The sequence below is a fragment of the Nostoc sp. genome (assembly GCF_036917235.1).
GTDB lineage: Bacteria > Cyanobacteriota > Cyanobacteriia > Cyanobacteriales > Nostocaceae > Nostoc.
This window is the reverse complement of record NZ_JBALDU010000099.1, coordinates 118,620-131,711: the sequence shown is the minus strand read 5'-3', so window position 1 is coordinate 131,711 and position 13,092 is coordinate 118,620. Positions and strand designations below refer to the sequence as shown.

The 13,092-nt window shown below is 43.8% G+C and carries 17 protein-coding genes and 1 pseudogene; 8 read left to right on the top strand and 10 right to left on the bottom strand.

What is annotated here, in order from left to right:
• Nucleotides 1-7: 7 nt before the first annotated feature.
• The 3 genes from V7K44_RS28390 to V7K44_RS28380 form a co-directional block, all read right to left on the bottom strand.
• Nucleotides 8-631: a J domain-containing protein gene (locus V7K44_RS28390; protein ID WP_334936643.1), complete on the bottom strand. Its 624-nt coding sequence runs from the start codon at nucleotides 629-631 to the stop codon at nucleotides 8-10.
• A 285-nt stretch (nucleotides 632-916) separates the two neighbouring features.
• Nucleotides 917-1,528, bottom strand: coding sequence for an ATP-dependent Clp protease proteolytic subunit (locus V7K44_RS28385; RefSeq protein ID WP_334936641.1), 612 nt, complete (start codon nucleotides 1,526-1,528; stop codon nucleotides 917-919).
• A 118-nt stretch (nucleotides 1,529-1,646) separates the two neighbouring features.
• The gene (locus tag V7K44_RS28380; protein WP_334936639.1) at nucleotides 1,647-2,309 is read right to left on the bottom strand and encodes an ATP-dependent Clp protease proteolytic subunit; all 663 of its coding nucleotides are present in this window, start codon (nucleotides 2,307-2,309) and stop codon (nucleotides 1,647-1,649) included.
• A 291-nt stretch (nucleotides 2,310-2,600) separates the two neighbouring features.
• Between V7K44_RS28380 and V7K44_RS28375 the strand changes: the two genes are divergently transcribed.
• The 4 genes from V7K44_RS28375 (at nucleotide 2,601) to V7K44_RS28360 (ending at nucleotide 5,911) form a co-directional block, all read left to right on the top strand.
• Nucleotides 2,601-3,857, top strand: a complete 1,257-nt coding sequence (locus V7K44_RS28375; RefSeq protein ID WP_334936638.1) for a vWA domain-containing protein — start codon at nucleotides 2,601-2,603, stop codon at nucleotides 3,855-3,857.
• A gap of 12 nt (nucleotides 3,858-3,869) precedes the next feature.
• Nucleotides 3,870-5,150, top strand: coding sequence for a vWA domain-containing protein (locus tag V7K44_RS28370; protein ID WP_334936636.1), 1,281 nt, complete (start codon nucleotides 3,870-3,872; stop codon nucleotides 5,148-5,150).
• Between the two features lie 144 nt (nucleotides 5,151-5,294).
• Nucleotides 5,295-5,519 carry a hypothetical protein gene (locus V7K44_RS28365; protein ID WP_334936634.1) on the top strand — a complete coding sequence of 75 codons (225 nt, stop codon included), beginning with the start codon at nucleotides 5,295-5,297 and terminating at the stop codon, nucleotides 5,517-5,519.
• Nucleotides 5,516-5,911, top strand: a complete 396-nt coding sequence (locus V7K44_RS28360; protein ID WP_334936632.1) for a type II toxin-antitoxin system VapC family toxin — start codon at nucleotides 5,516-5,518, stop codon at nucleotides 5,909-5,911. Before V7K44_RS28365 ends, V7K44_RS28360 begins: the two co-directional genes overlap by 4 nt.
• Nucleotides 5,912-6,302: 391 nt before the next feature.
• On the opposite strand, the gene V7K44_RS28355 is transcribed toward V7K44_RS28360, so the two are convergent.
• Complete coding sequence (locus tag V7K44_RS28355) at nucleotides 6,303-6,689, bottom strand: hypothetical protein (RefSeq protein WP_334936630.1); 387 nt, start codon at nucleotides 6,687-6,689, stop codon at nucleotides 6,303-6,305.
• A 114-nt stretch (nucleotides 6,690-6,803) separates the two neighbouring features.
• Between V7K44_RS28355 and V7K44_RS28350 the strand changes: the two are divergent.
• The 4 genes and pseudogenes from V7K44_RS28350 to V7K44_RS28335 all read left to right on the top strand — a co-directional run bounded on the left by V7K44_RS28350 (nucleotide 6,804) and on the right by V7K44_RS28335 (nucleotide 8,663).
• Nucleotides 6,804-7,910 (top strand): annotated as a pseudogene (locus V7K44_RS28350) (IS701 family transposase).
• Between the two features lie 89 nt (nucleotides 7,911-7,999).
• Nucleotides 8,000-8,209 (top strand): hypothetical protein, encoded by a 210-nt coding sequence (locus tag V7K44_RS28345; protein WP_334936628.1) that lies wholly within the window; start codon nucleotides 8,000-8,002, stop codon nucleotides 8,207-8,209.
• Nucleotides 8,210-8,250: 41 nt separating this feature from the next.
• The gene (locus V7K44_RS28340; protein ID WP_334936626.1) at nucleotides 8,251-8,403 is read left to right on the top strand and encodes a hypothetical protein; all 153 of its coding nucleotides are present in this window, start codon (nucleotides 8,251-8,253) and stop codon (nucleotides 8,401-8,403) included.
• 137 nt (nucleotides 8,404-8,540) lie between these two features.
• Nucleotides 8,541-8,663, top strand: a complete 123-nt coding sequence (locus V7K44_RS28335) for a hypothetical protein (RefSeq protein WP_334936872.1) — start codon at nucleotides 8,541-8,543, stop codon at nucleotides 8,661-8,663.
• Here the strand turns inward: V7K44_RS28335 and V7K44_RS28330 are convergent.
• The 6 genes from V7K44_RS28330 to V7K44_RS28305 all read right to left on the bottom strand — a co-directional run bounded on the left by V7K44_RS28330 (nucleotide 8,628) and on the right by V7K44_RS28305 (nucleotide 13,066).
• Nucleotides 8,628-8,735: a chemotaxis protein CheB gene (locus tag V7K44_RS28330; protein WP_334936624.1), complete on the bottom strand. Its 108-nt coding sequence runs from the start codon at nucleotides 8,733-8,735 to the stop codon at nucleotides 8,628-8,630. The genes V7K44_RS28335 and V7K44_RS28330 overlap by 36 nt on opposite strands.
• A gap of 10 nt (nucleotides 8,736-8,745) precedes the next feature.
• Nucleotides 8,746-10,293, bottom strand: a complete 1,548-nt coding sequence (locus V7K44_RS28325; protein WP_334936622.1) for a GMC family oxidoreductase — start codon at nucleotides 10,291-10,293, stop codon at nucleotides 8,746-8,748.
• A gap of 108 nt (nucleotides 10,294-10,401) precedes the next feature.
• Nucleotides 10,402-10,662 carry an alternative oxidase gene (locus V7K44_RS28320; RefSeq protein ID WP_334936620.1) on the bottom strand — a complete coding sequence of 87 codons (261 nt, stop codon included), beginning with the start codon at nucleotides 10,660-10,662 and terminating at the stop codon, nucleotides 10,402-10,404.
• 52 nt (nucleotides 10,663-10,714) lie between these two features.
• Nucleotides 10,715-10,996: a hexameric tyrosine-coordinated heme protein gene (locus V7K44_RS28315; protein ID WP_334936618.1), complete on the bottom strand. Its 282-nt coding sequence runs from the start codon at nucleotides 10,994-10,996 to the stop codon at nucleotides 10,715-10,717.
• A gap of 462 nt (nucleotides 10,997-11,458) precedes the next feature.
• Nucleotides 11,459-12,106 carry a nitroreductase gene (locus tag V7K44_RS28310; RefSeq protein ID WP_334936616.1) on the bottom strand — a complete coding sequence of 216 codons (648 nt, stop codon included), beginning with the start codon at nucleotides 12,104-12,106 and terminating at the stop codon, nucleotides 11,459-11,461.
• A 216-nt stretch (nucleotides 12,107-12,322) separates the two neighbouring features.
• Complete coding sequence (locus V7K44_RS28305; RefSeq protein WP_334936614.1) at nucleotides 12,323-13,066, bottom strand: SDR family oxidoreductase; 744 nt, start codon at nucleotides 13,064-13,066, stop codon at nucleotides 12,323-12,325.
• Nucleotides 13,067-13,092: the final 26 nt, after the last annotated feature.

Here is a 13,092-nt window from a genome sequence, read left to right as displayed (position 1 = left end):
GTAAACTTTAAAAAATTTGCTCCAAGCGCTGGAAATCGCGCTGGACTTCATACCAGAGACTTTTATTATGAGGATCTGTTTTCAAAGCTTTTTTGAGATAAATTCTGGCTTTGAGTAATTGTTTTTCGGAAATTAGCGCCCGTCCCCAAATTTGATAAGCGATCGCTAGCCATTGGCGAACTTCTGCATCTGTTGACAACCGATCTGCTAAAGCTTCCGCCAGGGCGATCGCTTGCGGAAATCGTCTTTCTTGCAAAAATCGCTGCAATTGCTCATAAGTCTTCCACTTCAGCCGTTCTTCTATTTCCAACAGATTCGGCGGCTTTGGTTTCTCTGATTGTTGGCTTGTCACCGTCGTTACTGGCGTTCTCTGCCGCTGCGTTGCATTGGCGTCGTCACGTCCAGACGTTGACACCTGACTTGAATGTACGCCAATTTCCTCTGGTAGTACTACCGTCAGCAGGAGTTTGTAAGCCTCTGTCAAGGCAATAAACTTATCTTTGGCTTTGTTGTCATCTGGGTTGATATCGGGATGATATTGCTGCGCCAGTCGTCGGTAAGACGCTTTGATGTCAGCAAAAGAAGCTCCCGATCTTAAACCTAGTAAACGGTAGCAATCTCCAAGATCCATCTTGAGCTATCAGCTATCGAATATTTAGCTATTGGCTATTATCTGTCAGTATCAGCTTCAAGCCCGGACTATTAATAATAAGGGCTAATTTTCTATTTTAAAGTTCAATGTTGACAGTTTGTTTAAAGAAGGGGAGTGGGGAGTGGGGATTAGCGAACTAGGAGTTAGGAGTTAGGAGTTAGAATTCTTCACCTGCCTCTCTGCCCCTCTGCCCCCCTGCCCCTCTGCCCCTCGGTAACAGAGCGTAGCCGTTGGCGCAGCCTCTCGTAGAGAAGTGCTGCCTCCCTACTCCCCTGTTATTACAGAGGTTCGTTCTTCAATCACACGGTCTATTAAACCGTATTCTTTCGCTTCTTCGGCTGACATGAAAAAGTCACGATCCATATCCTTTTCAATTTTTGCCAAGGTTTGACCAGTGTTATCGGCATAAATCCCATTGAGCTGGTGACGAATCCGCAGAATTTCTCTAGCTTCAATTTCGATATCGCTTGCTTGCCCACGGGTGCCACCTGAAGGCTGGTGAATCATAATCCGTGAGTGAGGCAATGCTAGCCGTTTGCCTTTGGTTCCACCTGCTAGAAGAAAAGACCCCATAGAGGCAGCTAAACCCATACATATCGTTACCACATCTGATTTGATATGTTGCATGGTGTCATAAATTGCCATCCCAGATGTAACCATACCACCTGGAGAATTGATGTATATGTAAATATCCTTACCTGGATCTTCTGAATCCAGATATAGCAAGAAGGCTATAATCTGGTTGGCAATTTCATCATCAATTTCTTCTCCCAGAAAAATAATCCGTTCTAGGGAAAGACGAGTATAAATGTGAACCCATTCTTCCATCTGTCCCCCTGGCAATCGATAGGGAACGCTAGGGTAACCAATAGGCATAATTTGCTCCGTTATTACAATGATTAATAGCAAGGATGAAGGCTGTTTAGCTTCAACGCGAGGCGCTTCTATGGACTAAAGGGAGTTGAAGATCCAAGAAGTGTACTCACTTCATCCTTTAAAGGACACTCGCGGGTAGTGGGGGATTAGCCAGTTCTTCTTTCTCAAAAACTCGGTCAATCAAACCGTAGTCCCTAGCTTGATAGGGAGTCATATATAGTAGACGATCCATGTCTTTGCTAATTTTTTCTGGCAGCTGTTCGGTAGTCCGAGACAGAATATTAATCATCGATGCCTTATTTACTAGAACTTCCTTTGCCCGAATTTGAATATCCGTTGCTTGACCTTGGGTGTAACTCTTGGGTTGGTGCAGGATAATAGAAGCATGGGGTAAGCTAGCACGGCAACCTTTTGTACCAGCACTGAGGAGCATCGCTGCCATACCCATCGCGGTACCGATGCAGATGGTGTGGATAGGAGGCTTGATATATTTCATTGTGTCGTAAATGGCGAAGGCTTCGGTTTCAAAGCCAATGGGTTCGCCACTGTAACCAGAAGTACCAGTGGAGTTGATATAAATTTTTATTGGTTTTTCTGGGTCATCGGACTGCAAATACAGTAGTTCGGCGATGATCAGTTTTGTGATCTGTGGAACTAGAGGAGCTCCTAAGTAGACAATTCGCTCCTTTAACAATAGAGATGGTAAATCTGGCGGCGGTTTCCGGTAAAATCGATCGCCGTAATAGGGGGATTGAACAGCCTTGATGGCGGAAATGTCCATAGCAACTGATCGCCTGAAATTATGCCGTTAACTCTAATACATCCTAGCGTGATGCCAACTCTGTTCAAGGTGTGGATTTCTCCCTAATTTTGAAGGGGGGCTGACATCTGCCAATGTTTGGCTTGTGACATACTCCCATACCGTACGCTTGCGTCAGAGGGAACTTTAAAGTTTCAGCTAAGATATTCTGATTATATTAGTGTATTTGTGTTGGATAAGTTTTCCGTAGAGCTAAAGTAGTGCTTTGAAGTTATTTTTTAGTATGTATATCCTGAATAGGGACTCTGAGTTATGAAGGTTAATTTGCAGCCTGCCTTGAATGATGGTAATTTGGACGCAAATCAACTGAACAGTCAACGTCAGTTGGGAATTTCGATTTCGGCGATCGCAGAGACTCAAGACCGCCATGTGCCCCTGAATTTATGCTTAATTCTCGATCATAGTGGTTCGATGAATGGGCGATCGCTAGAAACGGTGAAAAAAGCAGCGAATCGTCTGGTGGATAGACTCAATCCTGGCGATCGCCTCAGTGTGGTAGTTTTCGATCACCGTGCCAAAGTCTTAGTATCTAGTCAAAGTGTCGAAAATCCAGAGAAAATAAAGCAGCAAATTAATCGCCTAGCCGCTGATGGTGGAACTGCGATTGATGAAGGACTGCGTTTGGGGATTGAAGAGTTGGCGAAGGGCAAAAAAGATACTGTTTCTCAAGCCTTTTTGTTAACCGACGGGGAAAATGAACACGGTGATAACAATCGCTGTTTGAAATTCGCCCAATTGGCTGCTAGCTATAATTTGACTTTAAATACTTTGGGATTTGGTGACAACTGGAACCAAGATGTTTTAGAAAAAATTGCTGATGCTGGCTTAGGTACTTTATCTTATATTCAAAAACCCGAACAGGCAGTGGAAGAGTTTAATCGCCTGTTCAGCCGTATTCAAACGGTGGGATTGACTAACGCTTTTCTGTTATTCTCCCTAATGCCCCATGTCCGGCTAGCAGAACTCAAACCTATCGCCCAAGTTTCCCCAGACACAATTGAGTTACCACTGCAACAAGAAGCTGATGGACGTTTCGCTGTGCGGTTGGGAGATTTAATGAAAGATGCAGAACGGGTAATCTTAGCTAATATTTATTTGGGACAATTGCCAACAGGTGAACAAGCGATCGCTAATGTGCAAGTCCGCTACGACGATCCAGCCGCCAACAAGGTAGGTTTAGTTACACCAAATATCCCAGTTTATGCCCATGTAGTCAAAAATTACCAAGCAGACCCGAATCCCCAGGTGCAACACTCTATTTTAGCATTAGCTAAGTATCGCCAAACCCAGCTAGCCGAGACGAAATTGCAACAGGGCGATCGCAGTGGTGCGGCGACGATGTTACAAACGGCTGCGAAAACTGCCTTGCAAATGGGAGATACTGGGGCGGCGACGGTGTTGCAAACTTCTGCCACCCAGCTACAATCTGGTGGAGATTTATCTGAAAGCGATCGCAAGAAAACCAGAATTGTCTCTAAAACAGTTTTGCAAGATACTCCTCCCCAGTAAACTCAGGTTTAGATGAAAGTTAAATTGCTCTCGGCGTTAAATGACAATAATGTTGATGTGGCTCAAACAAGTAGCCAACGTCAACTAGCAATGACGATTTTTGCCATCGCTGGTGAGTCTGACCAAAATCTGCCCCTCAATCTCTGCTTGATTCTGGATAAAAGTGGTTCCATGCACGGACAACCAATTAAAACGGTGATCCAGGCTGTGGAAGGATTAATCGATCGGTTGAAAGTAGGCGATCGCATCTCAGTTGTGGCTTTTTCCGGTTCTGCGGAAGTCATTATCCCTAACCAAGCGATCGAAGACCCCGAAAGCATCAAATCTCAAATAAAAAGCAAACTGACTGCTAGCGGCGGTACTGCGATCGCTGATGGTTTGGAATTGGGAATTACAGAACTGATGAAAGGTACAAGAGGCGCTGTTTCCCAGGCGTTTCTGCTGACAGATGGGCATGGTGAAAGCGGTTTGCGGATTTGGAAATGGGATATCGGGCGAGATGACAATAAGCGCTGTCTCAAATTGGCACAAAAGGCTGCCAAGCTGAACCTAACGATCAACACTCTGGGATTTGGTAATAGCTGGAATCAGGATTTGTTAGAAAAAATTGCTGATGTTGGTGGTGGGACTTTAGCCCATATTGAACATCCTGAACAAGCTGTAGAGCAATTTAGTCGACTGTTTGGAAGGATTCAATCTATTGGGCTAACTAATGCCTACTTACTATTATCTCTAGTGCCCAATGTCCGACTAGCAGAATTGAAACCTATTGCCCAAGTTGCCCCAGACACAATCGAGTTACCACTGGAACCGGAAGCTGATGGTAGCTTTGCTGTGCGTTTGGGAGATTTGATGCAAGATGTAGAACGGGTAGTTTTGGCGAACATTTATCTGGGACAATTGCCAGAAGGTAGACAAGCGATCGCTCATCTACAAATTCGCTATGATGACCCGTTGGTTAACGAAGAAGGTTTACTTTCGCCCCTGATGCCAGTGTATGCAGATGTGGTGCGGGCGTATCAACCGACTTCTAATCCGCAGGTACAACAATCTATTTTAGCATTAGCGAAGTATCGCCAAACCCAGTTAGCCGAAGCGAAATTGCAACAAGGCGATCGCACTGGTGCAGCTACAATGCTACAAACAGCAGCTAAAACCGCTTTACAAATAGGAGATAAAGGGGCGGCGACAGTCTTGCAAACTTCCGCTACTCGCTTGCAAGCTGGGGAAGAACTTTCGGAAGCTGACCTTAAGAAAACTAGGATTGTATCAAAAACCGTTTTACAGGAATAGTAAAAATTCAGCGTTGCTGATTAACGGGATGAAAGTTTCGCGTCAAAGCGCAAAGCGAGAAAAAATATTTTATTCCTCAGTTGAGTAACAAAGTAGTCGCATATTCCTAACTTATTGATTAACAACCAGCGAAGAGTTTGACTTATGCTGATCCAGAAGATTGTCCAAGAATTGCAAGACATCCCTGAAGACAAACTAGCAGAAATTTATGACCTAATTCACTACTTTCGGCTAGGTTTAAGTCAAGAACGTAGACAACCCTTTGCGGTGAGCGAAGTCGAACCGCGCACCCCTGGTTTATTGAAAGGACAACTCGGCGATGCTTTCTTTGAACCACTGCCAGAAGAAGAACTCCAGCAATGGGAATGAGCTACCTCATCGACACCCATATCCTGCTATGGTGGCTCTTTGACGATCCAAAACTCCCCACTGACTGCCGAGAGATCATTCGCAACCCAGATCATCGGATTATTGTCAGCAGTGCTTCTGCTTGGGAAATTGCCACCAAATACCGGATGGGTAAACTACCCGAAGCCAAACAACTTGTTGAGCAATATTCACAGATGTTGCATCAGGCTAAATTTATCGAACTTGCCATCACCACAGCCCATGCGCTCAGAGCAGGAAGCCTAGCGATCGCCCACCGAGATCCCTTTGATCGTATGATCATGGCTCAGGCTGAACTCGAAAGTTTAGTTGTCATTACCTACGACAAAGCCTTTCAGACTGGACTTATTCAGGTAATTCCTGACCTCAAGTAAAGCCAAGTATCGCAGATAAATTATTCATCCCACAAAAATACTGTGAGCTTTATCGGTGTTCTAGCCACAACCGCATAATAAAGGTACGCAGCAATGGCTACGTAAAACCCTATAAATAAATAATTAATTATTATAAATAATATAGATTTACGAGTTGGAGAAAATGCTCAAATAGAGCTATTCTCTTTTACCACTCATCCGCAAATATTTAGTAGTCCAGCCAGAAGTTTGTGGTTTAAGAAATCTGGCTTTGAAAGTGGGTAATATAGAGCAAACTGTTTTTTACTTAAAATCAAAAGGGGTAGAGACAGAAAATATTATAACTGATTAAATTACGGGGAATAAATTCACTTTTGCAGTTTTATGTCCCGATGTTTGCAGTTCGTGACAGTTAATAACCCATTACCATTAACTGTTGAAGAGTCCACCCTGGTAACTCTCTTCCCTTATATTGACGGATGTCAATAGTTAAGGACTTATAGCTATTTTCGTCCAAACCTTTTATTTCAACAAATACACTACCTTCAGGGAAAACTTGAATAGTTTTTATATCTATTTCTTTTATAGAAGTAAAAGTTTCAAAAGTTTCTACTGTTCTCAAACCATTGTTAATTTTGTGAGATTCAAATTTATTCCAATTGCCTTGTGAATCAAAACCTAACGTTAAATTAATACCAGTATTTTGCGATTTTGATATTTTATTATAGGGTAAAAAATATTTCCATTTAAAGAATATACATAAACTAGACGTAAATGTACTAACACAGAACTTACGCATTGACAAATAAGACAATAAATGCAGTGCTAAAAATTAGAAAAGAATAAGCGATCGCTAGTCAGTATGCGGCTGGAAAGATGGATAATTTAGACTATCTCTATGAGGGTATGGACAATCAGAGTAACTACCAAGGCATCAACAGCAAAATGTGATCTCAACACTTACACTTTGTTTTTATTGGCAGAATCAAAGTATCCGGGCTGCACACGTCTAGCAGATATCATAGAAGATTTATCTCATGATAGTGTCAATAGATTTTTGCTACGTGAGCGGTATGAACCGAAAGACTTATTTGATGAAGTTAAGCTATATATCAACTTAGTAGGTGGCACATTAAGCGGAGACGATACGGTAATTGATAAGCCTCATAGCGACCCAAAAGTAGCAGAATTAATTGGTTACATTTATTCTGGAAGGCATCATCGTACAGTCAAAGGTATTCAGCTAATTACCTTGTATTACACCGACTTATCGGGTAAATCTGTACCTGTAAATTATCGAATATATAACAAACAGGATGGTCAAACTAAAAATGATTATTTACGAGACATGATTACTGAGGTAATGGGAAAGGGGTTTAGAGCCGAAAACAGTGACTACTGATGCTTGGTATTCCAGTAATAAAAACCTGAAGTTCTTTAAAAACAAGGGATTAGAGTTTTTAACTGGTATAGCCAAAAATCGTTTATGTGTCTTGGAAAGTTGTTCATGGGGGAAACCCCCAAGACCACACTTTCCGCTTCAGTTGATGGTAAAACTTTTACCCAAGTCCAAAATCTAGAAATTCCAGAGAATGGCTTAATAGTGCATCTAAAAAAGTTTGGACAAGTCAAACTATTTCGCAGAAGTTTCAAAAACGAAACCCCCAGATATTACATCATGTATGTGCCTGACAAAGATGCACTATTTTTAATTTCTCTTACCGAGTTTAAGGAGTTACATTCGATTCATTGGGGGATTGAATGTTACCATAGAGCCATCAAACAAGTGTGTGGAATTGAGCTATTCATGGTGAGGACATCTGATGCAATTAAAACTCACTTTTTTAGTGCTATCCGCGCTTTCACACAACTAGAATTAATGCGAACCGAAGGGTTAATTAAAAACTGGTATGAAGTCCAGAGAAATTTGTCTCTTCAGGTAGCTCGTGACTTCATTCTGGAACACCTTGAACAAAAAATGCGCTTGAACACACATGGTCAGATTCCTGTCAATGCGTAAGTTCTGTAACAAATATAATTGTAATAATAGTTTATATTGCAAGTATAAAAACCACTAAAATAGAAAAATCATTCACGAGTGTTGTACTTATGGATAATGAAGTTGAACTACTTGAACACTGGCGAGAACTCACACCCCAAAAGCAACAAAAAGTTTTGGAGTTTGTTGAACTACTTAAATCTGAGTCAGAAACAACACCCGCCGAATCTGATTTTGTGCCACAAACACCCTTAGCCAAAAAATTATGGTCGATCCGACAACGAGCGATCGCTGCTGGATTGCAACTTCGTAAACGTTGACGAAATTGAACTTGAACTTGCTGAACGTCGCGGTGGATTCCGTGAGTCGTAAGAAGACGTACATAGACTCTGGTGTACTGATCGGCGCTTTCTGTGGCATTCCGCCAGTCAGCATTGTAGCTCATCAAATTCTTAACGATGAAAATCTGGAGTTTGCCTCAAGTCGCAACGTTTCAGTTAGAAGTCTTGCCTAAAGCAACTTTTAACAAGCAACAAGGGCGTTGCAGAATTTTACGAAACATTTTTTAGTGCTGTCATCCACTGGCCAACTGACTTAGAGCAAATTTTACAGAATGCTTCTCAAATTGCCTGTACTTACGGTTTAGCTGCGATGGATGCACTTCATGTGGCGGCTACTCTGCAAATTAAAGCCGATCAACCGATCGCTACTGAAAAGCCAACCAAACCAATGCACCGATCAACGGAAATCCAGATTATTGTCAATAGCTGCTGAAGACATATCGAAGTACTCCGAAGTAGTTTCATCTTGAGCAATCGTCGTACCGCCATACTTTTTGATTGCCAATCATAGTTTGTCAAGTACGACTGGCTTTAATTAAATCGGCTGCCTTCTCGCCAATCACGATCGTAGATGCGTTCGTATTTCCAGATAAAATGGTTGGCATCACGGAAGCATCGACAACGCGCAATCCTTCAATTCCGTGAACTCGAAGTTGAGCATCAACCACCGCTAGTGAATCGTTGCCCATTTTACATGTCCCCACAGGATGCCAATAAGTAGTAGCTGTTTGTCGAATGTAAGCAGCGATACCTGCGCTGGGCTGCGCCAACGTCTCATCACTGATTATGTCTGAACCAGGAGCCACTTCCTTTCCCAAGACTTCACCAAAGCCACCAGAATGAGCGATCTGACGGGCGATTTTAATACCTTCTACCAGCACTTGTAAATCAGCCTCCTGCTGGAGGTAGTTCACTCGAATGGTAGGTGAGTCAGTAGGGTTTGCTGATTGCAACGTCACAGTGCCACGACTTTGAGGATTGATCAGACAACAAATCAATGTGGAACCTGAAACATCAGGGGCAGAGTCCGAACTACCCCATAGAACTGGGCTGAAGAGAAACTGTAAGTCAGGTGCAAGCTCCTTGCTTTTGCCACTATGCAGGAATAATCCAGCTTCTACTAAATTACTGGTTGATGCGATCGCGGGTAGCGTTTGGGTAGACTTGTAGCCAACAGCAACCAATGGGTGATCGTGCAGGTTCTCACCTACACCGGGTAAATCAGCAACCACAGGAATGTTGAGCGGGAGCAGATGCTCTGCATTCCCAATTCCAGAAAGCATCAGAAGTTTGGGAGAATCGAATACACCCGCCGACAAAATCACTTCCTGATTGACATAAACTTGTTGCAGCCTTCCTTGGTGCAGATACTCTACCCCAATTGTGGAAGTTCCTTTAAACAAAATTCGAGTCACTAATGCACCAGTTTGAACCGTTAAATTAGGACGATCGAGAATTGGTACTAGAAATGCGGCGGCGGCACTGTGCCGCTTCCCGTCTTTAATAGTTAATTGATACAGTCCTACACCTTCTTGTTGTGTGCCATTGAAATCAGGATTGCGATCGTAGCCTATTTGCGCTGCGGCTTCGATAAATTGCTCTGAGATGACAGCAGGCGCGATCGGATCGGTGACGCTTAAAGCTCCATCAACACCGTGAAATTCTGACGCGCCTCGCTGCTGGTTTTCTGATTTTTTGAAGTAGGGCAATACTTCCTCATAGCTCCAGCCTGGATTGCCGAGCTTTTGCCAATGGTCGAAATTGTGGCGATTGCCTCGAATGTAAATCATGGCATTGATTGAACTGGAGCCGCCGACGACTTTGCCACGCGAACATAAGATTTTCCGCCCATTCAGGTGTGGTTCTGATTCAGTCCAGTAAGCCCAATCAACTTCAGTGCCTAGCAAGCTTGGCCAGGCTACAGGAACTTGAATCTCAGGTTTATTTACTGGATTCCCTGCTTCGAGCAACAACACAGTTGTTTCGCCATTTTCCGTCAAACGATTGGCAACAACACAGCCTGCTGAACCAGCACCAATCACCACGTAATCGTATTGAGCCATGATATCTTTTCTTGTGTATTCAACTACTTCAATAACTGCAACTAAGACTTTTATTCAACGCTATATTTTCGATGGGTAAGAGCAATAGCGATGTCTGGCGACAAGCCGCTACGCGTCTACGCCACCCATTGATTCCATAATTAACAGATGATGTAATTCGTTCCAGGTTTCGGCGAAATGAACTTTCAACAAGTCAGCTTTGCGCCAGTAACCCAGTGTCTCGTAAAGATGCAGCACCGAGAGATAGGAGAAATAAGGAACGCGAGCGATCGTTTCTAGCACATAAAACCGAGGGTAAGAACGATTTCCGTAGATGAAATCGACAATAAATACAAAAAAACTGACGATCGCTTCAATCAAAACTTTCATGGTGAATTCCTCTAGAATCAGAACAAATCCCTGATTTGACGATTTCGAGATATTACTTGCGCCAGTAGTTATTAGCAGCTGCGATCGTGGCAAACTCTGTTGCAACCGTCTGACCAACTGCAATCAGCATCATGGCATCATTGCCATAAACATCTCGCAGTTGGTTGCGTTTTTCTTCATCCGGCTGAGTCAATTTAATAATTAACCGTGACATTTTGACTGCCAGTTGTCGTCCTTCTTCTGGTGTCTCAGTCAATAGTGAGTTATTAGGAACTAATGTAACTTCGGGTGGCGTTACAACAGGTGAATTGGTCGTATCTATTACATTATCCATGTCAAAATTTCCTAAATTAGTGTTTACTTGAGAACAATTTCGATTCCACGACAACAACTAAGGCAAAAGCTTGAAGTTTATGAATCTAACTTTTAGGACTTACGCACTGTACAAACTAATTATCTTGTGTATTAACGTAAATAGGTCGTTTCAGCCTTTTCCAAACCACCCTTTATTAGTTGCGTAGGCGTAGCCCGCCGCAGGCATCACAAAAAGATAGTTGAAAAATTTAGCTAAAAGCTTTGAAAGCATACGTGTCATTTCGGCTTTTCTGTCAATGCGTAAGTCCTAACTTTTGCATTACCATCAACAAAAATATTCAGGGTTGCATATTTGCGGGATGATTTTACTATTTTTGTGGGATGGGCAACATGAGCGTCCCTTCTATTTCCGGGCGCGCAGGATGCCCACCCCACAAGAATCATTCCTTAATTCAGCAACGCCAAAAAATCCAGCCTTTTGTCAATCGCCCTGAAACGAGACGTTTTTCTCAAAGGACTCACGGCTTATGTGCAGATGATTAGCGGGAAAATCAGGATCGGAATAGCCAACGGCTAAACCACAAATTATTAATAATTCCGGTGGAATGTTCAACTCGTTGCGGATGATTTCGGGATAATCCGCTAGCGAAACCTCTACGCAAGTGCCAATGCCACGAGCTGTTAAGCTTAACACCAGGGTTTGTAAATACATCCCCACACTTAAAGCATCGGCAACGCCCAAATCTTGATGCATACAGACAATAGCAACCATTGGTGCGCCAAAAAATTCGTAATTACGCAGAACGGCCAACTGTCTATTCGCTTTATCGTCACGAGTAATCCCCATCGCCCCGTAGACTTGCGCTCCCAGTTCCTGGCGGTAATGCTGGAAGGCGGAAGGCAGAGGAGAGACGTTAGGCTGCTGCTTGGCTTGGTTTAGCAAGGCTTCTTGCAAGCGATCGCGGCATCCGCCTTGGGCAAACACCAACCGCCACGGCTGGATGTTTGAATTCGACGGCGCGAGCTGCGCTAGAGTGAGGGCTTCATCAAGCAAAGCCCTTGGTACTGGTTGAGATAAGAATTTGCGTGTTGAGTGTCGGTCTTTAATAGTTTGGTCAAGATCAAACATATCTTATCAACCTCTATGAGAAATAAATGCGATCGCTAAACTGGGATTCTAGGAATTTACCTAATAAATATGCTCTTCTAATCCTTACCTGGATGCCTAAGCCAGGAATTTACCCCTGACTTATACCAATTCTCTAAAATCAAGCAACATATCCAAGCCCAGGATACATCCGGCTTGCTGAATTACAAATTGGTATTAGGCATCCACCTACGGCAGTTATGCGCTGAACCCTCCATCAATCATCAGGTTTGCGCCGGTGATGTAACCGGACTCAGGGCCAGCCAGATAAGCAACCAGCCCCGCAACCTCGTCAACCGTGCCGTAGCGGGCTACCGCAATGTGCTTTTTGAGCATCTCGGCAAACTCCCCCTCCGAGGGATTCATATCTGTAGCGATTGGCCCAGGCTGCACGTTGTTGATCGTAATCCCTCGTGGTCCAAGGTCACGTGACAGTCCTTGCACAAGCCCTTGCAGAGCAGATTTACTCATGGCATATACGCCGCCACCAGCAAATGGCATACGTTCGGCGTTGGTGCTGCCGATGTTGATGATGCGTCCGCCCTCTTTCATGTGCTTGACTGCGGCTTGCGTCGCCACAAACACGGCACGCACGTTAATGGCAAAGGTTCGATCGAAGTCCGCCAGCGTGAAATTGTCGATTGGGCCAATCGCCAGTACGCCCGCATTGTTGACGAGAATATCAATACTGCCCAATTTGTTCACAGTGTCTTCAACAGCCGCGACTACCGCACTGGCATCGGCACTGTCGGCTTGGATAGCAAGAGCTTGGACACCTAGCGCCTGCGCTGCCTGCACAATTTCGTTAGCCCGATCGGGTGAACTAGTATAGGTGAAAGCGACATCAGCACCAACACTTGCTAAACGCTTGACGATCGCTGCCCCAATGCCGCGACTGCCTCCAGTAATGAGTGCGCGTTTATTCTTAAGTATGTGGTTCATGTTTGATACCATGCAATGAGAAATTG

Bases quoted from the DNA above. Each gene is read 5' to 3' on its own strand.
- V7K44_RS28390 (WP_334936643.1), bottom strand. From the start codon at position 631: ATGGATCTTGGAGATTGCTACCGTTTACTAGGTTTAAGATCGGGAGCT.
- V7K44_RS28385 (WP_334936641.1), bottom strand. From the start codon at position 1,528: ATGCCTATTGGTTACCCTAGCGTTCCCTATCGATTGCCAGGGGGACAG.
- V7K44_RS28380 (WP_334936639.1), bottom strand. From the start codon at position 2,309: ATGGACATTTCCGCCATCAAGGCTGTTCAATCCCCCTATTACGGCGAT.
- V7K44_RS28375 (WP_334936638.1), top strand. From the start codon at position 2,601: ATGAAGGTTAATTTGCAGCCTGCCTTGAATGATGGTAATTTGGACGCA.
- V7K44_RS28370 (WP_334936636.1), top strand. From the start codon at position 3,870: ATGAAAGTTAAATTGCTCTCGGCGTTAAATGACAATAATGTTGATGTG.
- V7K44_RS28365 (WP_334936634.1), top strand. From the start codon at position 5,295: ATGCTGATCCAGAAGATTGTCCAAGAATTGCAAGACATCCCTGAAGAC.
- V7K44_RS28360 (WP_334936632.1), top strand. From the start codon at position 5,516: ATGAGCTACCTCATCGACACCCATATCCTGCTATGGTGGCTCTTTGAC.
- V7K44_RS28355 (WP_334936630.1), bottom strand. From the start codon at position 6,689: ATGCGTAAGTTCTGTGTTAGTACATTTACGTCTAGTTTATGTATATTC.
- V7K44_RS28345 (WP_334936628.1), top strand. From the start codon at position 8,000: ATGGATAATGAAGTTGAACTACTTGAACACTGGCGAGAACTCACACCC.
- V7K44_RS28335 (WP_334936872.1), top strand. From the start codon at position 8,541: ATGGATGCACTTCATGTGGCGGCTACTCTGCAAATTAAAGCCGATCAA.
- V7K44_RS28325 (WP_334936622.1), bottom strand. From the start codon at position 10,293: ATGGCTCAATACGATTACGTGGTGATTGGTGCTGGTTCAGCAGGCTGT.
- V7K44_RS28320 (WP_334936620.1), bottom strand. From the start codon at position 10,662: ATGAAAGTTTTGATTGAAGCGATCGTCAGTTTTTTTGTATTTATTGTC.
- V7K44_RS28315 (WP_334936618.1), bottom strand. From the start codon at position 10,996: ATGGATAATGTAATAGATACGACCAATTCACCTGTTGTAACGCCACCC.
- V7K44_RS28310 (WP_334936616.1), bottom strand. From the start codon at position 12,106: ATGTTTGATCTTGACCAAACTATTAAAGACCGACACTCAACACGCAAA.
- V7K44_RS28305 (WP_334936614.1), bottom strand. From the start codon at position 13,066: ATGAACCACATACTTAAGAATAAACGCGCACTCATTACTGGAGGCAGT.